The 24,705-nt window shown below is 71.4% G+C and carries 22 protein-coding genes; 5 read left to right on the top strand and 17 right to left on the bottom strand.

The features are described from left to right. Positions 1–9 precede the first annotated feature (9 nt). The 3 genes from ACH414_RS10155 to ACH414_RS10145 form a co-directional block, all read right to left on the bottom strand. Positions 10–348 (bottom strand): P-II family nitrogen regulator, encoded by a 339-nt coding sequence (locus tag ACH414_RS10155; RefSeq protein WP_069170469.1) that lies wholly within the window; start codon positions 346–348, stop codon positions 10–12. Beyond that, positions 345–1,691, bottom strand: a complete 1,347-nt coding sequence (locus ACH414_RS10150) for an ammonium transporter (protein ID WP_382548000.1) — start codon at positions 1,689–1,691, stop codon at positions 345–347. Before ACH414_RS10150 ends, ACH414_RS10155 begins: the two co-directional genes overlap by 4 nt. 343 nt (positions 1,692–2,034) lie before the next feature. After that, entirely contained in the window at positions 2,035–3,507 is a 1,473-nt protein-coding gene (locus tag ACH414_RS10145) for a hypothetical protein (RefSeq protein ID WP_398941443.1), read from the bottom strand. A 412-nt stretch (positions 3,508–3,919) separates the two neighbouring features. Here ACH414_RS10145 and ACH414_RS10140 point away from each other — a divergent pair, with 412 nt between their 5' ends. Next, positions 3,920–4,573, top strand: a complete 654-nt coding sequence (locus tag ACH414_RS10140; RefSeq protein WP_382548004.1) for a bifunctional DNA primase/polymerase — start codon at positions 3,920–3,922, stop codon at positions 4,571–4,573. A gap of 84 nt (positions 4,574–4,657) precedes the next feature. Here the strand turns inward: ACH414_RS10140 and ftsY are convergent, their stop codons facing one another. Further along, the gene (ftsY, locus tag ACH414_RS10135) at positions 4,658–5,872 is read right to left on the bottom strand and encodes a signal recognition particle-docking protein FtsY (RefSeq protein ID WP_382548006.1); all 1,215 of its coding nucleotides are present in this window, start codon (positions 5,870–5,872) and stop codon (positions 4,658–4,660) included. 114 nt (positions 5,873–5,986) lie between these two features. Here ftsY and ACH414_RS10130 point away from each other — a divergent pair, with 114 nt between their 5' ends. Then, on the top strand, positions 5,987–7,489 hold the full coding sequence (locus ACH414_RS10130; protein ID WP_398941441.1) for a cytosine permease: 1,503 nt from the start codon (positions 5,987–5,989) through the stop codon (positions 7,487–7,489). Between the two features lie 52 nt (positions 7,490–7,541). Further along, complete coding sequence (locus ACH414_RS10125) at positions 7,542–8,519, top strand: LLM class flavin-dependent oxidoreductase (protein ID WP_386569935.1); 978 nt, start codon at positions 7,542–7,544, stop codon at positions 8,517–8,519. 48 nt (positions 8,520–8,567) lie between these two features. Here ACH414_RS10125 and ACH414_RS10120 read toward each other — a convergent pair whose 3' ends face one another. The 4 genes from ACH414_RS10120 to ACH414_RS10105 all read right to left on the bottom strand — a co-directional run bounded on the left by ACH414_RS10120 (position 8,568) and on the right by ACH414_RS10105 (position 15,040). Beyond that, a complete protein-coding gene (locus ACH414_RS10120; RefSeq protein ID WP_386569932.1) occupies positions 8,568–10,001 on the bottom strand; it encodes a sugar porter family MFS transporter in 1,434 nt (477 codons plus the stop codon). 207 nt (positions 10,002–10,208) lie between these two features. Next, positions 10,209–13,943, bottom strand: a complete 3,735-nt coding sequence (locus ACH414_RS10115) for an AAA family ATPase (protein ID WP_398941438.1) — start codon at positions 13,941–13,943, stop codon at positions 10,209–10,211. Positions 13,944–14,127: 184 nt separating this feature from the next. Beyond that, positions 14,128–14,343 carry a hypothetical protein gene (locus ACH414_RS10110; RefSeq protein ID WP_382548016.1) on the bottom strand — a complete coding sequence of 72 codons (216 nt, stop codon included), beginning with the start codon at positions 14,341–14,343 and terminating at the stop codon, positions 14,128–14,130. 415 nt (positions 14,344–14,758) lie between these two features. Further along, positions 14,759–15,040 carry an acylphosphatase gene (locus tag ACH414_RS10105; protein ID WP_382548017.1) on the bottom strand — a complete coding sequence of 94 codons (282 nt, stop codon included), beginning with the start codon at positions 15,038–15,040 and terminating at the stop codon, positions 14,759–14,761. 172 nt (positions 15,041–15,212) lie between these two features. Between ACH414_RS10105 and ACH414_RS10100 the strand changes: the two genes are divergently transcribed. Further along, the gene (locus tag ACH414_RS10100; RefSeq protein WP_398941436.1) at positions 15,213–16,046 is read left to right on the top strand and encodes a CAP domain-containing protein; all 834 of its coding nucleotides are present in this window, start codon (positions 15,213–15,215) and stop codon (positions 16,044–16,046) included. Between the two features lie 77 nt (positions 16,047–16,123). Here the strand turns inward: ACH414_RS10100 and ACH414_RS10095 are convergent, their stop codons facing one another. After that, positions 16,124–16,708 (bottom strand): flavodoxin family protein, encoded by a 585-nt coding sequence (locus ACH414_RS10095; RefSeq protein ID WP_382538419.1) that lies wholly within the window; start codon positions 16,706–16,708, stop codon positions 16,124–16,126. 123 nt (positions 16,709–16,831) lie between these two features. Here ACH414_RS10095 and ACH414_RS10090 point away from each other — a divergent pair, with 123 nt between their 5' ends. Further along, the gene (locus ACH414_RS10090) at positions 16,832–17,218 is read left to right on the top strand and encodes a winged helix-turn-helix transcriptional regulator (RefSeq protein ID WP_382538416.1); all 387 of its coding nucleotides are present in this window, start codon (positions 16,832–16,834) and stop codon (positions 17,216–17,218) included. Here the strand turns inward: ACH414_RS10090 and mutM are convergent. From mutM to recG, 8 genes are all read right to left on the bottom strand, one after another. Continuing rightward, on the bottom strand, positions 17,208–18,077 hold the full coding sequence (gene mutM, locus ACH414_RS10085; RefSeq protein ID WP_382538413.1) for a bifunctional DNA-formamidopyrimidine glycosylase/DNA-(apurinic or apyrimidinic site) lyase: 870 nt from the start codon (positions 18,075–18,077) through the stop codon (positions 17,208–17,210). The two genes, ACH414_RS10090 and mutM, sit on opposite strands and share 11 nt — an antisense overlap. Positions 18,078–18,185: 108 nt before the next feature. After that, positions 18,186–18,992, bottom strand: coding sequence for a ribonuclease III (rnc, locus tag ACH414_RS10080; protein ID WP_382538410.1), 807 nt, complete (start codon positions 18,990–18,992; stop codon positions 18,186–18,188). 19 nt (positions 18,993–19,011) lie between these two features. Further along, positions 19,012–19,185 carry a 50S ribosomal protein L32 gene (gene rpmF / locus ACH414_RS10075; RefSeq protein ID WP_015036448.1) on the bottom strand — a complete coding sequence of 58 codons (174 nt, stop codon included), beginning with the start codon at positions 19,183–19,185 and terminating at the stop codon, positions 19,012–19,014. Positions 19,186–19,187: 2 nt separating this feature from the next. Beyond that, positions 19,188–19,868 carry a YceD family protein gene (locus tag ACH414_RS10070; protein WP_382538407.1) on the bottom strand — a complete coding sequence of 227 codons (681 nt, stop codon included), beginning with the start codon at positions 19,866–19,868 and terminating at the stop codon, positions 19,188–19,190. 112 nt (positions 19,869–19,980) lie between these two features. Next, on the bottom strand, positions 19,981–21,015 hold the full coding sequence (locus ACH414_RS10065; RefSeq protein ID WP_382538405.1) for an ATP synthase F0 subunit B: 1,035 nt from the start codon (positions 21,013–21,015) through the stop codon (positions 19,981–19,983). A gap of 109 nt (positions 21,016–21,124) precedes the next feature. Beyond that, entirely contained in the window at positions 21,125–21,616 is a 492-nt protein-coding gene (gene coaD / locus ACH414_RS10060) for a pantetheine-phosphate adenylyltransferase (protein ID WP_382538474.1), read from the bottom strand. Positions 21,617–21,642: 26 nt separating this feature from the next. Continuing rightward, positions 21,643–22,224, bottom strand: a complete 582-nt coding sequence (rsmD, locus tag ACH414_RS10055; protein WP_382538403.1) for a 16S rRNA (guanine(966)-N(2))-methyltransferase RsmD — start codon at positions 22,222–22,224, stop codon at positions 21,643–21,645. 65 nt (positions 22,225–22,289) lie between these two features. Next, complete coding sequence (gene recG / locus ACH414_RS10050) at positions 22,290–24,437, bottom strand: ATP-dependent DNA helicase RecG (protein WP_382538471.1); 2,148 nt, start codon at positions 24,435–24,437, stop codon at positions 22,290–22,292. Positions 24,438–24,705: the final 268 nt, after the last annotated feature.

Raw genomic sequence — 24,705 nt, 5'->3', positions numbered from 1 at the left:
CCTGGATCCCTAGAGGGCGTCCGGGCCGCGCTCGCCGGTGCGGACCCGTACGGCGGTCTCGACGGGGACGCTCCAGACCTTTCCGTCACCGATCTTGCCGGTGCGGGCGGCCTTGACGACGACGTCGATGAGCTGTTCGGCGTCCTCGTCCTCGACCAGGACCTCGATGCGGATCTTGGGGACGAGGTCGACGGTGTACTCGGCGCCCCGGTAGACCTCGGTGTGCCCGCGCTGACGCCCGTATCCGCTGGCCTCGGTGACGGTCAGGCCCTGGACGCCGAAGGCCTGCAGGGCCTCCTTGATCTCGTCCAGCCGGTGCGGCTTCACGACCGCGGTGATGAGCTTCATGCGTCCACCTTCTTGTTCTCCGTCGGGGCGGGGGCGGGTACGGCGGTGCTGCGCGAGGAGGCGCCGCCGCCCGCTCCGCTGAAGTCGTACGCGGTCTCGGCGTGCTCGACCTGGTCGATGCCGGAGACCTCGTCGTCCTCGCTGACCCGCATCCCCATCGTCTTGTCGATGATCAGGGCGAGGATCGCGGAGGCGATCAGAGAGTAGGCGAGGACGGAGAAGACTCCGATGGCCTGCTTGCCGAGCTGGTCGAGGCCGCCGCCGTAGAACAGGCCCTTGGCGTCGGACTGGACACCGCCGGTGGCGAAGAGGCCGACGAGGAGGGAGCCGATGACACCGCCGACGAGGTGGACGCCGACGACGTCGAGGGAGTCGTCGTAGCCGAACTTGTACTTGAGGCCCACGGCCATGGCGCAGAGCAGACCGGCGACGGCGCCGATGGCGATCGCGCCGAGCGGGGAGCAGGAGCCGCCGGAGGGGGTGATGGCGACGAGGCCGGCGACCGCGCCGGAGGCGGCGCCGAGGGTGGTGAAGGAGCCGTGGCGGAGCTTCTCGTAGAGGAGCCAGGCGAGCATGGCGGCGGCGGTGGCGACCTGGGTGTTGACGAACATCACCGCGCCGACGCCGTCGTCGTTGCCGAGCCAGGAGCCGGCGTTGAAGCCGAACCAGCCGAACCAGAGCAGACCGGCGCCGAGCATGACCAGCGGGAGGCTGTGCGGACGCATCGGGTCCTTCTTGAAGCCGACGCGCTTGCCGATGACCAGGATCACGCCGAGGGCCGCGGCACCCGCGTTGATGTGGACGGCGGTGCCGCCGGCGAAGTCGATGACGCCCATCTCGAAGAGCCAGCCGCCGGTGCCCCAGACCCAGTGGGCGACCGGGAAGTAGACGATCGTGACCCAGAGGGTGATGAAGAGGGCCCAGGCGGTGAACTTGACCCGGTCGGCGAGGGCGCCGCTGATGAGGGCCGGGGTGATGATCGCGAACATCAGCTGGAAGACGGCGAAGACGTACACCGGGATGGTGTAGCCGTCCCACAGCTCGGTGATGCCGATGCCGCTGAGGCCGACGTAGTCGGAGGACCAGCCGAAGAGCGAGGCGGAGTCGGTGCCGAAGGCGATGCTGAAGCCGAACAGCACCCACAGGATCGTGACGATCCCCAGGCTGATGAAGCTCATCATCAGCATGTTGAGGGTGGACTTCACCCGGACCATGCCTCCGTAGAAGAAGGCGAGGGCCGGGGTCATCAGCATGACCAGTGCGGAGCAGATGAGCATGAACCCGGTGTTGGCGGCGGACAGCGTGGGAGCGTCTGCTGCCAGGGTCGTGATGGCTGCTGCCATCGGCGTCTCCTCGTCGTCGAATGCGGCCTGTGCGGGGGCGGGGCCGGAGCGGCTTGGCCGTGAGGGGTGGCCGGTTATGCGCCAGAGATTCGCGCAGCGCGGTTTCCGTCGATGCCGCTCGATGTTTCGCCGCAGTGACGAAGGGGCGGGGCGTGTTACGCGACCGTGAACGGCGGGGTCACGGAGATGTAACGGGCGTAGGCTCCGCCGCGGCCGGTAGCGGCCGGGGCGGAGAAGGAAACCGGCCGCGCCGGCGTCCGTGTGTCCTTGCGGCGGGGGAGCCGAGTCGGGCTTTACGGGACGGCCGGCGCGGCCGGGGTCGGTGCGGTCCTGCCGCGCGTGCTCAGACCGCCTCGGCGGTCTCGGGGAGCAGGGCGGTGAGCCGGTCGGTGAGGTGCACGACCTCGGCGACGTCGCCGAAGTCGCGGGCCGCGGTGTCGACGGTCTTGCGCAGCCGGGTGTTCACCCGCTCGGAGCGGACCTTGCGGGCGACGCCCAGGGCCTTCTCCGCGAGGACGACGGATTGCTCGGGCTCGCGCTTGAGGAGGTGGACGGTGGCCATGCCGATGAGGTTGAGGGCGTAGCTGCGCTGGTGCTCGGGGTCCTTCTCGAAGAGCTCGACGGCCCGCTCCATGACGGGCTCGGCGAGCGAGGCGTAGGTCGGGGAGCGGCCGGCGACATAGGCGAGGTCGCGGTAGGAGTGCGAGTTCTCCCCGTTGAGCTCGGCCTCGGAGAAGAAGCGGATCCAGTCGGGCTCGGGCTCGCCGTCGAGGCCGACGTCGGAGAAGGTGTCCTCGGCCATCCGCACGGCCCGCTTGCACTTGGAGGGCTGGCCCATGTTGGCGTAGGCGCGGGCCTCCATCGCATACAGCATGGCCTGGGTGCGCGGGGTGGCGCAGTCCCGACTGCCGTACTGGGCGAGGTGGATGAGTTCGAGGGCGTCGTCGGGCCGGCCGAGGTGGATCATCTGGCGGCTCATCGAGGAGAGGATGTACGAGCCGAGCGGCTTGTCGCCGGCTTCCTTGGCCGCGTGCAGGGCGAGCACGAAGTACTTCTGGGCGGTGGGCTGGAGGCCCACGTCGTAGCTCATCCAGCCGGCCAGCTCGGCCAGTTCGGCGGCGCACTTGAAGAGGCGCTGGGCGGTGGCGGCGGGCTGGGGCTCCTGGAGCAGGTCGGTGACCTCGTGGAGCTGGCCGACGACCGCCTTGCGGCGCAGTCCGCCGCCGCACTGCGCGTCCCACTGGCGGAACATCGCGGTGGTGGACTCCAGGAGGTCGAGCTCGACCGGGGAGAGCCGGTGCGCGCGGCGCTCGTCGGGGGCGGGCCCCGGGGCGGGCTCGGTGGCGGGGGTGGGCACCAGCCAGCGCTGCATGGGCTCGATCAGGGCGGGGCCCGCGGCGAGCGAGAGGGAGGAGCCGAGGAAGCCGCGGCGGGCGAGCATCAGGTCGCTGCGGGAGAACTCGCTGAGCAGGGCGACGGTCTGGGGTCCGGCCCAGGGCAGGTCGACGCCGGAGACGGACGGCGACTGGTGGGCGGTGCGCAGGCCGAGGTCCTCGACGGCGACGACGGAGCCGAACCGCTCGGAGAACAGCTCGGAGAGGATGCGCGGGATGGGTTCGCGGGGCTGCTCGCCGTCGAGCCAGCGGCGCACCCGCGAGGTGTCGGTGGAGATGTGGTGCGCGCCCATCTGGCGGGCCCGGCGGTTCACCTGGCACGCCAGCTCGCCCTTGGACCAGCCGCTGCGCACGAACCACGAGCTCAGCTGCTCGTTCGGGCGCTTGCCGGCAGTCGTACCGTCTGCGCCGTTGCCGCCCACTGGAACGCCCCCATCCATCTGAATGTCGTCTGCGAACCCCTGCCAGAATGCCGTGTTTCGCGGCTCCCGTCCGGTGTTTGTACTCCTTCGAACGGAAAACCGGCTTGCCTCCGGCATACCCGTGCGTGCGATCCGCCCCGGGTTCGTGTACCGAAGGTAATCCTACGATCACGCGCCCCGGCATGGCGATTCAAGAAACGCCACCATTCGCCACCCCTTCGAATGAACTCGCCCCGCACGGAACGCGATTCACTTGACATGCGACGGAACGGGGTCCGTGAACCGGTGCGCGAGGAGGCGCGCGCAGCGGTCCGCACCACCTCCCGCACCACTGCACACCCTTGTGGCGGCGGAGCGTGACGATGGCTCTCCGTTCCGTAACCACCGGCGCGTCCGACCCGTTGGAGGGGGCATGGGCTTCACGATCGGCGGCATTCGTGAGATGCGGTCCGGCGCACGTCGTCGCGTACGCACCACGGAGTGCACAGCGGTGGCCGAGTACACCGGACTCTGGGGCTGGGACGTGGTCCCGGGGGCACGGGCGGTCGCGGGCCGCTGCTCCTGCGGCGACCTCGGCTGTACGGCCCCGGGGGCGCATCCGCTCTCCTTCGCCGAGCCGGTCCCGGCCGGCGCCGGCCTCGACGACGCGACCAAGGCCTGGTCGGAGTACCCGGGGGCGGCGCTGCTGCTGCCGGTCGGCCGGGCCTTCGACGTGATCGAGGTCGCGGAGGAGGCGGGCCGCAGGGCCCTGGTCCGGCTGGAGCGCATGGGGCTGCCGCTGGGCCCGGTGAGCGTGACGCCGACGGGGCGGGCGCAGTTCTTCGTGGCCCCGGGCGCCGCGGCCGAGCTGCCGCAGCTCCTCTACCGGATGGGCTGGGACGACGCCGACCTGGACCTGCACTGCCTGGGTCCCGGCGCGCATGTCACCGCCCCGCCCTCGGATCTGGGCGGGCTCGGCCCGGTGCGCTGGCTGCGGCCGCCGACCCTGGACACGGCCGGAGCGCCGCCGCAGGCCAGGCTGCTGCTCGGGACGCTGGCGTACATCTGCCACCGGACGCACTTCTGAGCCCGGACGCACCTCTGAGGCCGGACATGCGGAAGGGCCCTCGCCGTCAGCCGGCGAGGGCCCTTCCGCATGCCGTACGCGACGTCAGTCGCCGATCAGCGCGTCGACGAACGCGCCGGGCTCGAACGGGGCGAGATCGTCGGGGCCCTCGCCCAGGCCGACCAGCTTGACCGGGACGCCCAGCTCGCGCTGGACCGCGACGACGATGCCGCCCTTGGCGGTGCCGTCCAGCTTGGTCAGGACGATGCCGGTGATGTCGACCACCTCGGCGAAGACCCGGGCCTGGATCAGACCGTTCTGGCCGGTGGTGGCGTCGAGGACGAGCAGGACCTCGTCGAGCGGGCCGTGCTTCTCGACGACGCGCTTGACCTTGCCGAGCTCGTCCATGAGGCCGGTCTTGGTGTGCAGCCGGCCGGCGGTGTCGATGAGGACGACATCGGCCTTCTCGGCGATGCCCTCCTTGACCGCGTCGTAGGCGATCGAGGCCGGGTCGCCGCCCTCCGGGCCGCGCACGGTGCGGGCGCCGACGCGCTCGCCCCAGGTCTGGAGCTGGTCGGCGGCGGCCGCACGGAAGGTGTCGGCTGCGCCGAGGACGACGGACTTGCCGTCGGCGACGAGCACCCGGGCCAGCTTGCCCGTGGTGGTGGTCTTGCCGGTGCCGTTGACGCCGACGACCATGACGACGCCCGGGACGTCCTCGGGGCTCTCGGTCTTCACCGAGCGGTCGAGGTCGGCGCCGAGGAGCGCGATCAGCTCCTCGCGCAGCAGCCCGCGCAGCTCCTCGGGGGTGCGGGTGCCGAGCACCTTGACCCGCTCGCGCAGCCGCTCGACCAGCTCCTGGGTGGGGGCGACGCCGACGTCGGCGGTGAGGAGGGTCTCCTCGATCTCCTCCCAGGTGTCCTCGTCGAGGTGCTCACGCGACAGGAGCGTGAGCAGCCCCTTGCCGAGCGAGTTCTGGGAGCGGGCGAGCCGGGCCCGCAGCCGCACCAGCCGGCCGGCGGTCGGCTCGGGCACCTCGATCTCGGGGGCCTCGGCGACGGGCTCCTCGACCACGACGGGGGCCTCGGGGGCCTCGGTGGCGGGGAGGTCGACCTCTTCGACGGTGCGGCGTGGTTCTTCCCGCGGCGTCTCCGCCTCGTCGCCGACGTGCGGTTCGGCGGGCGGAGCGGTGATGGTCGGCGTGGTGGACGGCGGCTCGGCCGGCGGCAGCTGCTTCTTCTTGCGACCGCTGATCACGAGTCCGCTGGTCACGGCGACCGCGACGACCAGAGCGATGACTACAGCAAGGATGAGTTCCATAACCCGTCCAGTATCGGCCACGAAGACGGCGGGGGCGGAGCACCTCGCGAAGCGGTCGGCGGCGTGGCACGTAAAGTGTGTGGTTCCCCCACATCTGTACGACGGAGTACCCCTATGTCCCACGCCTCCGAGACGCCCGAAGGCGCGACGAGCGGCGCCACGCTGGAGAGCCGCGGCCTCGAACCCGTTCCCGACGCCGAGCGGACCGGCCGGGTCCGCGAGCTCTTCCCGACCTGGGTGGCCGCCAACATCAGTGTGTTGCTGCTCACCATGGGCGCGGGTCTGATCGTGTTCAACGGCCTGAACTTCTGGCAGGTGCTGTTCGTGGCGGTGGCCGCGCCGGCCCTGTCGTACGGGATCGTCGGTCTGATCTCGATCGCCGGAAAGCGCGGCGGCGCGCCGGGCATGGCGCTGTCGCGGGCGGTCTTCGGCCAGCGCGGAAACCTTTTTCCCGGCGCCCTCATCTGGGTGGCCCGCTGGGGCTGGGAGACCATCAACGCGGTCACCGGCGCGTACGCGGTGCTGACCGTGCTCGATCTGCTGTTCGGCGTGAAGTCCAACACGGCGCTCATCGTGGTGACGCTGGCGCTCTTCGTCGCCTGCACCTTCCTGGTCTCAGGGCTCGGCATCAACGCGCTGCGGGTGTGCAGCAAGTGGTCGACGTACCTGTTCGGCGCCTTCTCGGTCCTGGTGCTCGTCTATCTGGTGGCGAACACGGACTGGTCGGCGGTCTTCGCCAAGCCGGCCGGTTCGACGGCGATGCTGGTCGCCGGTGTCGGCACCATCGCGGCGGGCGGCATCAGCTGGGTGCCGTCGGGCCCCGACTTCACCCGCTATCTGCCGCGCAACGCCTCCTCCAGGGGCCTGGTCGGCACGACGGTCGGCGGCGCGGGCATCGTGGTGCTGCCGATGGTCCTGATGGGTGCGGTGATGGCGGTCTCGACCCCGGACCTGGCCTCGGCTCAGGACCCGGTCTCCTTCATCGGCGAGCTGCTGCCGACCTGGATCTCGGTGCCGTACCTGCTGATCGCCCTGATCGGCATGCTGCTGATCAACTCGATGTCGATGTACTCGGCCGGGTTCACCGCCCAGACCCTCGGCATCAAGGTGCCGCGGGCCGCCGCGGTCAGCGTGAACGCGGTGATCAGCCTGGTCTTCGGCTTCCTGCTGATGGTGGTGGCGACCAGCTTCATCGGCTCGTTCATCTCCTTCCTGACCCTGCTCGCGGTGGCGTTCTCGGCGTGGATCGGCGTCTTCGGCGTGGACATGCTGCACCGCGGGAGCTATGACGCCGGGGCGCTGATGGACACCACCCGGACCAGCGCCTACTGGTACCGGGGCGGCTTCGCCTGGCAGGCGATGACGTCCTGGGGCGTGGCCCTGGTGGCGGGCCTGCTGTTCACCAAGGTCGACTGGTTCACCGGCCCGCTGGCCTCCTCCTGGATCGGGCGGAACGGGCTCGGCTGGGCGGCGACGATCGTGGTCGCGGGCGTGCTGTACGCGGTGCTGCCGCGCGACAAGGGCGCGCGGCCGGTCTCGGCACCGGTCTCCGCCTCCGCCTCCGCCTCCGCCTCCGCCGAGGATTCCGACGAGACGCCCGCGACCGTTTCCATCTGACGCGACGTCAGCTAACGTCCCCCTCCGACGCACCCGTGGAGGGGGACTTCCCATGCCGTTCACCGTCGTACGGTTCAACCTCGTCGACCCGCACGCGGACCCCGCCTCCCTCTCGGCCCGCTATCGCGCGGCCGTCGAGATGGCGGCCCACGCCGACGCGCACGGGGTCGACACCGTGCAGACCGAGGAGCACCACGGGGCGGTCAACAACTGGCTCCCCTCCCCCTTCGCCTTCGCCGGGGCGGTCTTCGGCGCCACGAGGAGGATCGCGGTCACGGTCTCGGCGATCATCGGCCCGCTGCACGACCCGCTGCGGCTCGCGGAGGAGATCGCGGTCCTGGACCTGCTGAGCGCGGGCCGGCTGGTGACGGTGGCCGGGATCGGCTACCGGCCTGAGGAGTACGAGGAGCGCGGGGTCGACTGGGGCCGCCGCGGCAAGCTCCAGGATCTGCTCCTGGAGACCCTGCTGGCGGCCTGGTCGGGCGAGCCCTTCACGTATCAGGGCCGAACGGTGCGGATCACCCCGCGGCCCTTCACCCAGCCGCACCCGCTGCTCCTGGTCGGCGGCTCGTCCAAGGCGGCGGCGCGGCGGGCGGCGCGGCTCGGGCTGCCCTTCTTCCCGAGCGCGCACCTGCCGGAGCTCGAGACGTACTACCAGGAGCAGTGCGCGGCGTACGGCACGGAGGGCTGGACGATGATGCCGGCGCGCGAGACCCCGCTGCTGCACGTGTCCGCGGATCCGGACCGGACCTGGGCCGAGTTCGGGGAGCACTTCCTGCACGAGGCGCGCACCTATGCCTCCTGGCAGTCCAAGGACATCCGCTCGGCGGTCCGCTCGGCCGCGGGGAGCGTGGCGGAGCTGCGCGCGGAGGGGGTGTACCGGGTGGTGACGCCCGAGGAGTGCGTGGCCCTCGGGCAGGAGCTCGACAGTCTGGTGCTGCATCCGCTGTGCGGCGGGATGCCGGTCGAGGAGGGGTGGCGGAGCGTGCGCCTGTTCTGTGACGCCGTACTGCCCCGGCTCAAGGCATAGGGCCTCGGACCGGGGCAGTCTCGTGCGTGAGGAGAGGGGCAGCGGGGATTAGCCCATCTCCTCCAACGCCTTGCCCTTGGTCTCCTTGACGTACCTGAGCACGAAGGGGATCGAGAGCACGGCGAAGACCGTGTAGATCACGTAGGTGCCGGACAGGTTCCAGTCCGCGAGGGACGGGAAGCTGGCGGTGATGGCCCAGTTGGCGATCCACTGCGCGGAGGCGGCGACACCGAGGGCGGCGGCGCGGATCCGGTTGGGGAACATCTCGCCCAGGAAGACCCAGACGACCACGCCCCACGAGAGGGCGAAGAAGAGCACGAAGACATGGGCGGCGATGAGCGCCACGACGCCCTGGGTCTCGGGCAGCTTGCCGTCGACGAGGTCGGCGGAGAAGGCCCAGGCCTCGAAGGCGAGGGCGACGGCCATGCCGATGGAGCCGACGAGGGCGAGCGGCTTGCGGCCGACCCGGTCGACGAGGACCATCGCGATCACGGTGCCGATGATGTTGATGATCGACGTGGTGAACGAGTAGAAGAACGAGCTCGACGGGTCGATGCCGACGGACTGCCAGAGCGTCGCGGAGTAGTAGAAGGCGACGTTGATGCCGACGAGCTGCTGGAAGACGGAGAGTCCGATGCCGACCCAGACGATCGGCAGCAGCTTGAACCTGGAGCCGGCGACCAGCAGGTCCTTGAAGGTGGACTTGTGCTCGCTGCGCATGGCCTGGTCGATCTCGGCGACCCGGTGGTCCAGGTCGACGCCGTGGCCCTCGACCTCGGCGAGCACCTCCTTGGCGCGGTCGATCCGGCCGACGGAGATGAGGAAGCGCGGGGACTCGGGGATCGCGAAGGAGAGCAGGCCGTACAGGACGGCGGGCACGACCATGACGCCGAGCATCCACTGCCAGGCCTCGATGCCGCCGATCTCACCGCGCTGGTCGCCGTCGGCGAGCTGGAGGATGCCGTAGTTGACCAGCTGGGAGATGGCGATGCCGATGACGATCGCGGCCTGCTGGAAGGAGCCGAGGCGGCCGCGGTACGCGGCGGGGGCGACCTCGGCGATGTAGGCGGGGCCGATCACCGAGGCCATGCCGATGGCGAAGCCGCCGATGATCCGCCAGAGGGCCAGGTCCCACAGGGCGAAGGGCAGGGCGGAGCCGATGGCGCTGACGGCGAAGAGCACGGCGGAGATCTGCATACAGCGGATGCGGCCGATGCGGTCGGCGATCCGGCCGGCGGTGGCGGCGCCGATGGCGCAGCCGATCAGGGCGATCGCGATGACCTGGGCGAGGGCGGCGGAGCCGATGTCGTACCGGTCGCGGATGGCCTCGACGGCGCCGTTGATGACTGAGCTGTCGTAACCGAAGAGGAAGCCGCCCATCGCGGCCGAGGCCGTGATGAAGATGACGTGTCCGATGTGGTCCGGATGGGCCGAACGGCCTTCGGACGGCGGCGGTGTGGGCGCCTGCGCGGTGCTGGTCACAAGGACTCCTCGGGGCTCCGGCAGCGTCGCCGGTGCGGTGGGGGGCGAGCCCTTCAAGTGGCGCACAACTTCGCGCTGCCGACCACTTGAAGGTAAAAGCAACGTTGCAGAGACTATGCCTTCAAGTTTCGAAGTCAATAGGCGATGTCGTGTGACTTAATAAGCATGTCAACGCGACTTGTGTTCAAGTTGTGAATTGATCTTGGATCAACGCAGTCGCTGGCTGATCACCTTCGACACACCGTCACCCTGCATCGACACGCCGTACAGCGCATCGGCGACCTCCATCGTGCGCTTCTGGTGGGTGATCACGATCAGCTGCGAGGACTCCTGGAGCTCCTGCATGATCCGGATCAGCCGCTGCAGGTTGGTGTCGTCGAGCGCCGCCTCCACCTCGTCCATCACATAGAACGGGCTGGGCCTGGCCTTGAAGATGGAGACCAGCAGCGCCACGGCCGTCAGCGAGCGCTCGCCGCCGGAGAGCAGCGAGAGCCGCTTGACCTTCTTCCCCGGCGGGCGGGCCTCCACGTCGACGCCGGTGGTGAGCATGTTCTCCGGGTCGGTGAGCACGAGCCGGCCCTCGCCGCCGGGGAAGAGCCGGGAGAACACGCCCTCGAACTCGCGGGCGGTGTCCCGGTACGCCTCGGTGAAGACCTGCTCGACCCGCAGGTCCACCTCCTTCACGACCTGAAGGAGGTCGGCCCGGGTCTTCTTCAGGTCCTCCAGCTGCTCGGAGAGGAACTGGTGACGCTCTTCCAGGGCCGCGAACTCCTCCAGGGCGAGCGGATTGACCTTGCCGAGCTGCTGGTACGCCCGTTCGGCGGCCTTCAGGCGCTTCTCCTGCTCCGAACGGACGAACGGGCGCGGCTGGTTGCGCGGGTCCTCCGGGTCGGCCGGCAGCTCCTCCCCCTCGGCCGGCGGCGACGGCGGTACGGGCTGGTGGGGGCCGTACTCCTCGATCAGCACGGTCGGCTCCACGCCCAGCTCCTCCAGGGAGCGGGTCTCCAGCTGCTCGATCCGCAGGCGCTTCTCGGCGCCCAGGACCTCGCCCCGGTGGACCGAGTCGGTGAGCTTGTCGAGCTCCGCCTTCAGGGCGCGGCCCCGGTCGCGGGCCGCGACGAGGTCCTCCTCGCGGGAGCGCTTCGCCGCGTCGGCGCGGGCGCGCTCCTGCTCGGCGCGCACCAGGGAGACCTCCACGTGGGCGAGCAGCTGCCGGGCGCCCGAGGCGACGGCGGCGGCGACCTCCGCCTCGTGGCGCAGCCGGGCCCGGCGCTGCTCGGCGCGGGCCCGGGCCTCGCGCTCGGCGCGGGCGGCCCGGTCCAGGGAGTCGGCCCGGCCGGCGAGGCCCTTGACCCGTTCCTCGTGGGTACGGACCTGGAGGCGGGCCTCCATCTCGGTCTGGCGCGCGTTGGAGCCGTCGATGGCGAGGCGGTCGCGCGTGGCGGAGTCGGGCTCCTCGTCGGCGGGCGTCTCCTCGACCACGAGCAGGCGCTCGGTGAGCTCCTCCGCCTCGACGAGCGCCTTCTCCAGCGCCTCCTCGGCCCGGGCGGCCGCGGCCGCGGCCCGCTCGGCCTCGCCCGCGGCGCCCCTGGCCTGCCCGGCGAGCCGCCCGAGCTGCTGGGCGACCGCCGACTTCTCCCGGTCGGCGGCCCGCCGCCGCTCCCCCAGCTCCTCCACGAGCCGGGCCGCCTCGCGCCTGCGCCCGACGGCGGCCTCCTGGGCGGTCGCCAGCTCGGCGCACCGCACGTCGAGCTCGGCGAGCTCGGCCGCCGCCTCGTCGACGGAGGCCTGCACCTCCAGCAGGCTGGGCGCCCCGGCGGCGCCGCCCTGCGCGAAGTGCGCCCCGAGCAGGTCGCCTTCCGCGGTGACGGCCGTCAGCTCGGGCCGTGCCCGCACCAGTGCGACGGCCTGGTCGAGCCCGTCGACCACGACGACGCCCTTGAGCAACCGGCGCACGGCGCCCATGAGTTCACCGGGCCCGGAGACGAGCCGGGAGGCGGGGACCGGGAGGGGCAGGGAGACGGCGGACCCGCCACCGGGCCCGTGGCGGAGCGCGGCCACCGCGTCCGCGCCGGCTTCGTTCCCCGGCTCGGCCGGCCCTCGACCGTCGCCGACGGGGGCGTCCGTCCCGGCCGGGCGGGCGCCTTCGGTGTCGGCCGGGCGCGGGGGGTCGGTGCTCGGAACGCCCCAGCCCGCCGCCGGCTCCCGGTCCTCCCCGGGCTCCTCCGGGCCGCCCGCCAGCAGCAGCGACGCCCGTCCCGCGTCCTGTTTGCGGAGCAGGCGCAGGGCCTCGGCGGCGGTGGTCGGGTCCGTGACGGCGAGGGCGTCGGCGGCGGCGCCCAGGGCGGCGGCGACCGGGATCTCGTATCCGGGGGTCACGGTCAGCAGTTCCGCCGCCGGGCCGAGCAGGCCCGTGAGGCCGGCGGTGAGGAGGGCGCCGGTGCCGTCCTTGCGGCGCAGGCCGAGGGCGAGGGCGTCGTGGCGGGCGCCGGCCGCGGCGCGGGCGCGTTCGGCGCCGCCGGCGGCCTCGCGGGCGGCGGTGAGGGCGCTCTCCGCCTCGGCGAGTTCGGCGCGTGCCGCCTCGTGGCGCTCGCCGAGCTCGGTGTCGCCGGCGTCGAGGCCGTCGACCTCGGCCTTCAGCTGCTCGTACTCCTCCTGCGCGGCGACGGCCCGCTCCTGCGCCTCGTCGCGGGCGGCGGCGAGCCGGTCGATCTCGGCCTGGGCGGAGGCCGCCCGCGAGCGGGCCGCGTTGACCTGCCCGTGCAGCCGGGCCAGGCCCTCGCGGCGGTCGGCGATGGCCCGGGCCACGTCCTTGAGGCGCCGCTCCTCGACGGCGAGGGCGCGTTCCAGTTCGGCGCGGTGGGCGACGGTGTCCTCCAGGGCGCGCTCGGCGGCCTCCAGGGCGGCGGCCAGCTCGGCCTCCTGCTCGCGGACCCGGGCGGCCTCGCGCTCCAGGTCCTCGGGGTCGCGCCCGCGCCGCTCCTCCGGGGGCAGGGCCGTCGCGCTCTTCACGCGCGCGTCGGCGAGCGAGACGGTGCCGCGCACCCGCTCGGCCAGCTGGGAGAGTTCGTACCAGCTCTGCTGGGCGCTCTGGAGCCGGGGCGCGAGGCGGCGCACCTCGTCCTCGAGTCCGGCCTCCCTCGCGAGCGCCGTCCTCAGCTCGGCCTCGGTGGACTCCTTGCGGGCGAGCAGCGCGGCCTCGTCGGCGACTTCGGCCTTCAGCGCCTCCTTGAGGCGGACGAGGTCGTCGGAGAGCAGCCGCAGCCGGGCGTCGCGCAGGTCGGCCTGGATGACGGCCGCGCGGCGGGCGACGGCGGCCTGCCGGCCGAGCGGCTTGAGCTGGCGGCGCAGTTCGTCGGTGAGGTCCTGGACGCGGGCCAGGTTGGCCTGCATCGCGTCCAGCTTCCGCAGCGCCTTCTCCTTGCGCTTGCGGTGCTTGAGGACGCCCGCGGCCTCCTCGATGAAGGCGCGCCGCCCCATCGGGTCGGCGTGCAGGACGGAGTCGAGCTGGCCCTGGCCGACGATGACGTGCATCTCGCGGCCGATGCCGGAGTCGGAGAGCAGGTCCTGGATGTCGAGCAGCCGGCAGGTGTCGCCGTTGATCTGGTACTCGCTGCTGCCGCCGCGGAACATGATCCGCGTGATGGTGACTTCGGCGTAGTCGATGGGGAGCGCGCCGTCGGAGTTGTCGATGGTCAGCGAGACCTCGGCACGGCCGAGCGGGGGCCGCCCGGTGGTGCCGGCGAAGATGACGTCCTCCATCTTGCCGCCGCGCAGCGACTTGGCGCCCTGCTCTCCCATGACCCAGGACAGCGCGTCCACGACATTGGACTTGCCGGAGCCGTTGGGGCCGACGACGCAGGTGATCCCGGGTTCGAACCGCAGCGTGGTGGCGGAGGCGAACGACTTGAAACCGCGGAGCGTCAGGGCCTTGAGGTGCACGCCTGCGGACTCTACCCGGGGTCTCGGGTTTCACCCGCGAAGGTGCAGGGCACACCCTCCCCCAAGGAGGGTGGGACATGGGGGACGCGCGTGAGAGCGCAAGAAAGAAGGGACGCCGAGGCGTCCCTTGCATATCTAGCTGTTGCTAGCGTGAGTGTTTCTCACCCAGCCCCGGCACGGGGCGTCAGGTGAGCGCAGGCTCCGCCTTGGGAACGTCGAGGTCCATGCTGTCGAGCAGCGACTCTCCGTGCTGAGCGGCGGCAGCGGCGAGCGCGTCGTTCTCGGACTGGATCCGAACCAGCTCGGACTCGAGGTCCTGGACGCGCTGCTGAAGCCGTCGCATCTCGGAGAGGAGTCGCGGGTCGGAGCCGCCGACGTAACCGAGAAGCGCCTTTGCCATGATGGATGGTCCTCCACACTGAGTGACCGACCGAAGCGGTGTGGGTCGTGAGGGATTTCGCACCCGCGGTGCTCGGCCGTGCTCTTTGTCGTGCCGGTTCTCACGGTCGAACAGCTGAGGTGCGCGGGGACTTCCAGAGTCTCACCAAAAAGTTTGACGGTCAACACGATCACGCCCCGTATCCACGGGCACCGGGGGGCCTGCGGCCGCGCAGAGGGCGGCGGCGCCTCACGACTCGGTACCCGAGGGGCGTGGAGATCATCCTTACTCGCGCAGCCTGGCACGGCAAGCCCTTCTTGGCAACCACCAGGCGCTTTGTGCTTCCGGAGACCCCTTTCCGTACGCCGGGGGCGCCCCTCACGCGCCCCCGGCGGGCCGTCGTCCGGGGCACCCCGAGCAAGATCGTCCAGGGCCCTCAGCGGATCGCGAAGGTCTCGTAGATACCGCGGGGCGTGTCCCATATCTCAGTGACTCCGTCCACGCGGCCGGGCGTGTCGTCGGAGCGCAGCCAGTCGAGCAGACGGTGGCAATTCTCACTCGGCCCCTCGGCCACCACCTGCACCCGGCCGTCGTCCAGGTTCAGGGCGAAGCCCACGAGCCCTCCGATCTCCAGCGCGTTTGCCCTGGTGAACCAGCGGAAGCCCACTCCCTGTACCCGGCCGCGCACCCAGGCGGTCATCCGTACGTCGTCGTCCATGGCTGAACGCTAGCGGGCGAATTACGGAAGGAGCACGTCAGCCCCGCATGTCATGGCGTACAGTCCCGACGGAATGGGACTCACCCGTTTGGCGGGGTCCCTTTCGCAGGCATCCACAGATGCAAAGACCAGCAAAGATCGTTCAAGGATCGCCTTCAGGGAGGCAGAGCGCATGGGACGCCATCGGGGCGCGCGACGCGGCGCGCCGGTACGCACCGGGCTGCTCGGTGTCTCCGCCGCGGTCGCCGTCGGTGCGATCGCGGTCGCCTCGGGCCTGCTGCCCGGCGGCGACACCTTCACGCTGGACAGCGCGAGCTCGGGCGGCGAGCACCGCGTCGCGACGCAGCAGGCGCCGAGCCTGACCACACAGGGCGGCGCCTCGGCGACCGCTGCGGACGGCTCCGCCTCCAGGAGCGCGGGCACGGCGAACGGCGAGGCCGCGACCCCGTCGAAGGCCCCCGCGTCCCCCTCCCCGAAGCCCACCGCGACCCAGGCGAAGGCCACCCCGAGCCCGAAGCCCCCGGCTCCCAAGCCCACGCCGGCGCCCACCCGGACGCCCCGACCGACGCAGGCCCCGAGCACCCAGGCCCCGGAGCCGGCGGCCACCGTCCGCTCGCTGGTCAGCCGGGAGACGGCCGCCGAGGCGGAGGTCGTCCGGCTGGTGAACGCCGAGCGCGCCAAGGTGGGCTGCGTGGCGATCCGCTCCGACGCGGAGCTCGCCGCCCTGGCCGGCGCCTTCAGCACGGACATGGCCGCGCGCAACTTCTTCGACCACACGGACCCGGACGGTCAGACCCCCTGGGCCCGCGCCGAGAAGGCGGGCGTCACCGGTCTGGGCGGCGAGAACATCGCCCGCGGCCAGGTGGACGCGGCCGCGGTGATGAAGTCCTGGATGGCGAGCGACGGCCACCGGGCGAACATCCTGAACTGCGACTACAAGAAGCTGGGCGTGGGGGTGCACTTCGCGGACGGCGGTCCGTGGTGGACCCAGGACTTCGGCTACTGAGCCGGCACGCGAGCAAGGGGAAGGCCCCGTCACCGGACTGGTGACGGGGCCTTCCCCTTGCTCGCGTGCCGCCCGGGTCAGGCAGCGGCCTTGCCGAGCGCAAAGGTGCGGGCGGTCTCGGCGACGCGGCGGCCGAGGTGCTCGGCGGTGGCGACGTCGGCCTTGTGGACGGCCTCGGGGCCCAGGTCGCTGGGGGTCTGGGCGGCGGCGCCGGAGAAGAAGCCGAGGCGGTTGATGTCGTTCTCGGAGGCCGTGCTGCTGTTCCAGCCGGGCTTCAGGCCCAGGTTGATCCAGGTCATGCCGTGCTGGCCGGCGAGGGTCTGGAAGAACTGCAGGGTGTGCAGCTTGTCGCCGCTCTTCGAGGCGGAGTTGGTGAAGCCGGCCGCGAGCTTGTCCAGCCAGGCGTCGGAGAACCAGCGCTTGGAGCTGGCCTCGGCGAACTGGTGGAAGGCGCCGGAGGCGGTGCCCATGTAGGTGGGCGAGCCGAAGACGATCGCGTCCGATGCGTCCAGGAGCTCCCACTGGGCGTCGGTGATCTCGTCGACCTTGATCAGGTGGACGGTGGCACCGGCGTCGGCGGCACCGTTCCGGACGGCCTCGGCGATGACGGCGGTGTGGCCGTAGCCGGAGTGGTACGCGATGGAGACGACAGGGGTGGTCACGAGGGCGCTCCTCAGGGTTCTGCTGCGGGGACGACCAGAAGTAGAGCACTAACTTTCAGAAAGCACAACCCAAGAGTTAGCGCCGCCTCGCACGCAGCGCTGTGCCCGCGTATGGTAGGGAGCATGACTGACGACCTCGCCTACGACGTGTTCGCGAAGGCCTGTCCCTCGCGCGGCACGCTGGAGCACGTGACCGGCCGGTGGGGCAGCCTGACCCTGGGCGCGCTCCACGAAGGCACGTTCCGCTTCAACGAGCTGCGGCGCCGGGTCGACGGCGTGAGCGAGAAGATGCTGTCGCAGACGCTGCACGCGCTGGAGCGCGACGGCCTCGTGCACCGCGAGGCGCAGCCCACCAACCCCCCGCGGGTGGACTACCGGCTCACCCCGCTCGGCCAGGAGGTCGCGGAGCGGCTGCTGGGCCTGATCCAGCTGGTCGAGGGCCGGATGGACCAGGTGCTGGCCGCCCGCGAGAGTTACGACGCCGAGCGCGCCGCACCCGTCACACCGTGAGGCGCGGCGGGCGCTGGCAGCGCGGGCAGAAGTAGCTGGAGCGGTTCATCCACGGGCGCCGGCGCATCGGCGTCCCGCAGCGGCGGCACGGTTCGCCCTCCCGTCCGTAGGCGTCGAGCGAGCGGTCGAAGTAGCCCGACTCGCCGTTGACGTTGACGTACAGCGAGTCGAAGCTGGTGCCGCCGGCGGCGAGGGCCGCGTTCATCACGTCCCGCACATGCCCGAGGAGCTCGGCCGAGCGCGGCCGGGTGAGGGTCGCGGTCGGGCGGTCGTAGTGCAGCCTCGACCGCCACAGCGCCTCGTCGGCGTAGATGTTGCCGACACCGCTGATCAGCGACTGGTCGAGCAGTGCGCGCTTGATCGTCGTACGGCGCAGCCGCAGCGCGCTCTGGAAGGCGGCGTCGTCGAAGAGCGGGTCCAGCGGGTCGCGCGCGATGTGCGCGATGACGTCCGGCAGCCCGTCCGTGCTGCCCGGGGCGGTGTCGTGCAGCGAGAGCCCGCCGAAGGTGCGCTGGTCGACGAAGCGCAGCTCGGTGCCGGTCGCGTCGTCGAAGCGGACCCGGATCCGCAGGTGCTTCTCGTCCACCGCGTCCTCGGGCTGCACGAGCAGCTGGCCGCTCATGCCGAGATGTCCGAGCACCGAGGCGTCCGCGTCGGCGAGCGGCACCCACAGGTACTTGCCGCGCCGCTGCGCGACCCCGAAACGCTGCCCCTTGAGCCGGGCCGCGAAGTCCGCGCCGCCCTCCGGATGGCGCCGTACCGCCCGCGGGTGCAGGACCTCGACCTCGGCCACGGTGCGTCCGGCCACCCACCGCTCAAGACCGCGTCGTACGACCTCGACCTCGGGCAACTCGGGCACGGGAATCCTCCTGGACGGCTCCTGCGGGTGATGTCCGCAGCCTACAACCGTCCCGGCATGACGATGCCCCCGTCCCCGGAAAGGGGCGGGGGCATCGGGAAGCGAAGCTCAGGCCGTGGCCTGGTCCTTGGCGGAAGAGGGGTCGGCGACCTCTTCACCACCTCGGTCGGAGGCGTTCTCGGCAGCGGCCTTCGCCGCCGCCGCACGCTCGTCCGCGGCCGCGCGGATCGCGCGCCACGCGGACTCCGCCGCCTGCTGTTCCGCTTCCTTCTTGCTGCGGCCGGTGCCGGTGCCGTACGAGACACCACCGACGCGGGCGGCAGCAGTGAAGGTCTTCTCGTGGTCCGGACCCTCCTCGCTGACGAGGTACTCCGGAACACCCAGGCCCTCGGCCGCGGTCAGCTCCTGGAGACTGGTCTTCCAGTCCAGGCCTGCGCCGAGGTTCGAGGACTTCTCGATGAGCGGGTCGAAGAGCCGGTGCACCAGCTCGGACGCCGCGTCGAGACCCTGGTCGAGGTAGACCGCGCCGATCACCGCTTCGAGCGTGTCGGCGAGGATGGAGGCCTTGTCCCGGCCGCCCGTGCCCTCTTCGCCCCGGCCGAGCCGGATGAAGGAACCCAGGTCGAGTCCGCGTCCCACCTCCGCCAGCGCACGCGAGTTGACCACCGCGGCCCGCAGCTTGGCCAGCTGGCCTTCGGGCAGGTCGGGGTGGGTGCGATAGAGCGTGTCCGTGACCACGAGGCCGAGCACGGAGTCCCCGAGGAACTCGAGCCGCTCGTTGGTGGGCAGACCGCCGTTCTCGTACGCGTACGAACGGTGGGTGAGCGCACGCACCAGAAGGGCGGACTCGAGCTGATACCCGAGCCGCCCTTCCAGAAGCGTGTGGGACGAGGCTGTGTTGACGTGGTCAGACATCGTGCCTCTCACCAGCCACTCAGACCGAGAGGACCTGGCGCTTGTTGTAGGTGCCGCAGCTCGGGCACGCGATGTGCTGCAGCTTCGGCTCCTGGCAACGCTCACACGAAACCAGGGTGGGGACCGCAGCCTTCCACTGCGACCGGCGGTGGCGCGTGTTGCTGCGCGACATCTTCCGCTTCGGAACAGCCACGGCTACTTCTCCTGCTTCTCGGCGGCGCTTCGGACGTCCCCGTCAGAGGCTTTGCCGCTCATGTTGTCCTTCTCATCGGTTCCCTGCGAACCGGCGAGTCCCTGCAGTGCCGCCCAACGGATGTCGACGGCGTCGTGGTGGTGGTCCGGGTTGTCGTTCAGGTTGATTCCGCATTCGGAACACAGACCTTCACAGTCCTCCCGGCACACCGGCTGCATCGGCAGTGCGAGCACCACCGCATCACGCAGCACGGGCTCGAGGTCGAACATGCCGTCCTCGAGGGGGATCATGTCCTCGTCGTCCTCGGCTTCGTCGTCCGCGGCCGCCTTCGAGCGGCCCCGGTCGTCGGAGTCGGGGTACGAGAACATCTCCTGGAAGTCGGCGTCGAGCTCAAGCTCGACGGACTCCAGACACCTTACGCACTCCCCCTCGGCCGATGCACGGGCGGTGCCTGTGACAAGCACCCCTTCCATGACCGACTCGAGTCGGAGCTCGATCTCCACCGGAGCGCCCTCGGGCACTCCGACGACCCCCGCGACACCCAGATCACTGGGTGCGTCGACCGTGCGGGAGATCCGCTGGAGGGCGCCAGGACGCCGCCCCAGCTCGTGCGTGTCGAACACGAGGGGGTTGCGGTGGTCGAGGCGCGTGCTCAGGGCTCTTCCTGCTTTCGGGTCGTTCATCGTGAGGGGGGCTGCCACAGCGTGGGCAGCGCGGATCGCGGGCATACGCGCGACCGAAGAGCCAGGATACTGGACAGTTCGCTCAGGGCCCAATCCGGGTCCTGTGCGCCCCTCAGTGCCCCTGCTCGTAGCGGCGCAACTGCTCCAGGTCGATCATGCTCGTGTCGAAGAAGCTGGTCTCGTCGAGCGCGGCGGCCTGGGGCGGGTGCACGGGCTGGGCCGGCTGCTGCTGCTCGTAGCCGTAGCCCTGCTGGTACCCGTACGGGTCCTGCTGCTGGTAGGCGTACGGGTCCTGCTGCTGGGCCGCGTACCCGTAGGGGTCGGCCGCCGGGACCTGCTGCTGGGCCGCGTACCCGTACGGGTCGTGCTGCGGCTGCGGCGGGGCGGCCTGCTGCGCCGGGATCTGCACGGGCTCGGGGTCGGCCAGCTCCGCGAGGCCGGCCAGGTAGTCGGCGTCGCTGGTGTGCACCGCCGCACCGGCCGCGTCCTGGGCCGCCATGTGCTCGCCGAGGGCGTCGGAGGCGATCCGGCCGTGCAGCTTCTGCCGGCCGCGGCCCACGGCCTCCAGGGTCTTGGACAGCACGGCCTCGAAGGCGCCCAGCTTGGCGTCCACGTAGGCGTCGGCCCGGTGGATCAGGGTCTGGGGGTCCGAGCTGTACTCGGGGGCGTCCTCGTCGGCGTACCCGTCCGCGTCGAGGCCCGGGCCCCGGCCGAGGAGCTTCTCCCGGCCGCGGTCGACCGAGCCGATGGTCTTGTTGAGCACGACCTCGAAGTTGGCCAGCTTGGAGTCGACGTAGTCGTCGGCCTCGGCGCGGATCTCCTCTGCCTCGCGGCGGGCGTCGGCCAGGATGCGGTCGGCCTCGTCCTGGGACTGCCGGGCGACCTGGCTGTCGGAGACGATCGAGCCGCGCTCGGCGTGCGCCGCCTCGATGATCCGCTCGGCCTCCTGGCGGGCCTGCTCGACCATCTGCTCACGCCCGCCGATCAGCTCCTGCGCCTGGGCGAGCGAGCCGGGCAGGGCCTCGCGCACCTCTTCGAGCAGGGCGAGCAGCTCTGCCCGGTTGATCACGCAGGACGCCGACATCGGCATGGAACGGGCGCTCTGGACCGTCGCGACGATCTCGTCGAGCTTCTTCTGCACGTCCACCGGTGCTCGCCACTCTCTACAGCTGGATGGAGACGGACGGGACGACTGTAAGGCCAGTCGGACCCCGTCCGGGACCTGGTGACGGAGCGTCAGCGGCGGTGGCCGCGGGTCACTGGCCCGAACGGTTCTCGGCGAGCCGCTCGGTGAGCCGGCCGAGGACCGCCGGAGGCACCAGGTGGGAGACGTCGCCGCCCCAGGCCGCGACCTCCTTGACCAGGGAGGACGACAGGAAGCTGTAGGTGGGGTTGGTGGGCACGAACAGCGTCTCGACTCCCGAGAGCCCGTTGTTCATCTGGGCCATCTGCAGCTCGTAGTCGAAGTCGCTGACGGCCCGCAGTCCCTTGACGATGGCGGGGATGTCGCGCTGCTTGCAGAAGTCGACGAGGAGGCCGTGGAAGGACTCCACCTCGACGTTGCCGAAGTCGGCGGTGACCTCGCGGATCAGCTCGATCCGCTCGTCGACGGTGAAGAGGCCCTTCTTCGACTGGTTGATCATCACCGCGACGTGCACGACGTCGTACAGCTTGGAGGCGCGGGCGATGATGTCGAGGTGTCCATTGGTGATGGGGTCGAATGACCCCGGACAGACGGCGCGGCGCAACTTGGGTCCCTCGCTCTCCGGTCCGGTCATCGTGCGTCTTCGCACGTAGAGGCGGCGCGACCGTACCAAAACGTTCCCTCGCCGTAGCGACGGGCCCGCATCGGTTCGAAGCCGTCCGGCCAGCCGAATTCGCCGCCCCGGGTGCTGCGCTCCACGGTGACGAGGGCGTCCTCGGCGATCCAGCCCCCTGAGCGGAGTGTGAGGAGGATCTCGCGAAGATCGTCATCGGCGACGGCGTACGGAGGGTCGAGGAAGACCAGGTCGTAGGGCTCGGCCGGGGCCGGACCCGTCACGATCTGCTCCGCTTTGCCGGTGCGCAGCTCGGCGCCCGGCAGGGCGAGCGAGCGGATGTTCTCCCGGACGGTCCGCGCGGCCCGGGGGTCGGCCTCGACCAGCAGGGCGTGGGAGGCGCCACGGGACAGCGCCTCCAGGCCGACGGCGCCGGAGCCCGCGTACAGGTCGGCGACCCGCGCGCCTGCCACGCCGTGGAAGGACTCCCAGGTGGAGAAGAGTCCTTCCCTGGCCCGGTCGGAGGTGGGCCGGGTGCCGTTGCCCGGCGGCACGGCGAGTCGGCGTCCGCCGGCGGTGCCGGCGATCACGCGGGTCATGTGGGTCCTCGTCTCCAAAACCTATGGCGTACGCAATAGCTTATGGCGATCGCGCGTTCCGGGGGTCAGCCCTTGTCCAGGTACTCCTCGCGGTCCTTGTCGAGGAGCGCGTCGAGGGCGGTGCGCAGCTCGGGGTGGGCGGTGAGGTCGGGGTCGGCGAGGACGAGGGCGGTGGCCTCCTCGCGGGCGGCGGTGATGACCTCCTCGTCGTCGATGACGGTGAGCATCCGCAGGGAGGAGCGCACGCCGGACTGGGCCTGGCCGAGGACGTCGCCCTCGCGGCGCTGTTCGAGGTCGATACGGGAGAGCTCGAAGCCGTCGAGGGTGGAGGCGACGGCGCCGAGGCGCTGCCGGGCGGGGCTCGCCTCCGGCATCTCGGTGACCAGCAGGCACAGACCGGCGGCGGAGCCGCGGCCGACCCGCCCGCGGAGCTGGTGGAGCTGGGAGACGCCGAAGCGGTCGGCGTCCATGATCACCATGGCGGTGGCGTTGGGCACGTTGACGCCGACCTCGATGACGGTGGTGGCGACCAGGACGTCCACCTCGCCGGCGGCGAAGCGGCGCATGACGTCGTCCTTGTCGTCGGGGTGCATCCTGCCGTGCAGCACCTCGACCCGGAGTCCGGCGAGCGGCCCGGTGCGCAGCTGCTCGGCGACCTCCAGGACGGCGAGCGGCGGGCGCTTCTCGGCCTCGTCCTCGGGGCTCGTCTTCTTCTTGCCCTTCTGGTCCTCCTCGTCCCCGATGCGCGGACACACCACGTACGCCTGGTGGCCGCCCTCCACCTCCTCGCGGACCCGCTCCCAGGCGCGGGCGAGGAAGTGCGGCTTGTCCGCGGCGGGCACGACATGGCTGGCGATCGGCGACCGGCCGGCCGGCAGCTGGTCGAGGACGGAGGTCTCCAGGTCGCCGAAGACGGTCATGGCGACCGTGCGGGGAATGGGCGTGGCCGTCATGACCAGCAGGTGCGGCGGCTGCTTGCCCTTCCCGCGCAGCGCGTCGCGCTGCTCCACGCCGAAGCGGTGCTGCTCGTCGACGACGACCAGGCCCAGGTCGTGGAACTGGACCTTGTCCTCGATCAGGGCGTGGGTGCCGATGACGATCCCGGCCTCCCCGGTGACCAGGTCGAGCAGCGCCTGCCGCCGTCCGGCGGCGCCCATGGACCCGGTGAGCAGCACGACCTTGGTGGCGTGCTCGGCCCCGCCGAGCATCCCGCCCTCGGCGAGCTCGCCCATCATCTCGGTGACCGAGCGGTGGTGCTGCTGGGCGAGGACCTCGGTGGGCGCGAGCATCGCGGCCTGGCCCCCGGCGTCGACGACGGCGAGCATGGCGCGCAGCGCGACCATCGTCTTGCCCGATCCGACCTCTCCCTGGAGGAGCCGGTGCATGGGGTGGTCGGTGGCGAGGTCGTCGAAGATCTCCTTGGAGACCTTCTGCTGGCCGTCGGTGAGGGTGAAGGGGAGCTTGGCGTCGAAGGCGTCGAGCAGGCCGCCGGCCGTCGGGCGGCGGGGGACGGCGGGAAGCTGGGTGTCGGCGTGGCGGCGGCGGGCGAGGGCGACCTGGAGGACGAAGGCCTCGTCCCACTTGAGGCGGTCGCGGGCTTCGGCGATGTCGGCCTTGGTGCGCGGGCGGTGGATCCTGGTGAGGGCGTCGGGCAGGTCGGTGAGGCCGCGGCCCTCGCGCAGGGCGGGCGGCAGCGGGTCGACGAGGCCGGCCCAGCCGGTGGCGGCCATGGAGTCCAGGGCGATGGCCACGGACTGCTCGATGGTCCAGGACTCCAGCTGCTTGCAGGCCGGGTAGATGGGCAGCAGCTCGCTCGCGAAGGCCTTGACGGTCTCGGTGCTGCTGTCGGCGTCGAGGAGCTTGTACTCGGGGTGGGCCAGCTGGAGCTTGCGGTTGAAGAGGCCGACCTTGCCGGCGAACATGGCGCGCCGGCCCGGCAGCAGCTCCTTCTGGTGGAAGTGGACCGTGCGGCCGAAGAAGACCAGCTGCATCCGGCCGCTGCCGTCGGTGATGGTGACCTCGAGGCGCTGGCCCTTGCCGCGGCCGCCCCGGTTGAAGGTGTGCACCCGGGCGTCGGCGACCTGGGCGACGACGGTGACGTGCTCGTCGAGGGGGAGGTCGGCGAGGGCGGTCAGCTCGCCGCGCTCCGCGTACCTCCGGGGGTAGTGGTGGAGCAGGTCGCCGACCGTGTGCAGCTCCATGTGCTCGGCCATCACCTTGGCGGTGGCGGCCCCGAGCAGGTTCTTCAGCGGGTCAGCGAGCTGCACGGCGCCTCCCCCGGGCAGGCGCGGCCTCGGCCGTCGCCCCGGCGGTGGCGGCTCCGAGCGGCTTCTTCAGTGGTTCGTCGAGCGCAGGCACGCGATCCATTGCACACCACGGCACTGACAGGTGTCGTGCAGGCCGGGGATATCGGCTGGTCACGTCGGCTCTCCGGTGCCTAGGATGGCCGCTCTTCCGCTTCTGTTTCCCCCTCCGCGATTC

It is taken from the genome of Streptomyces sp. NPDC020422, assembly GCF_044386705.1.
Lineage (GTDB): Bacteria > Actinomycetota > Actinomycetes > Streptomycetales > Streptomycetaceae > Streptomyces.
Note: the sequence above shows the minus strand (reverse complement) of the source record. Positions and strands in the feature narration are given on the sequence as shown.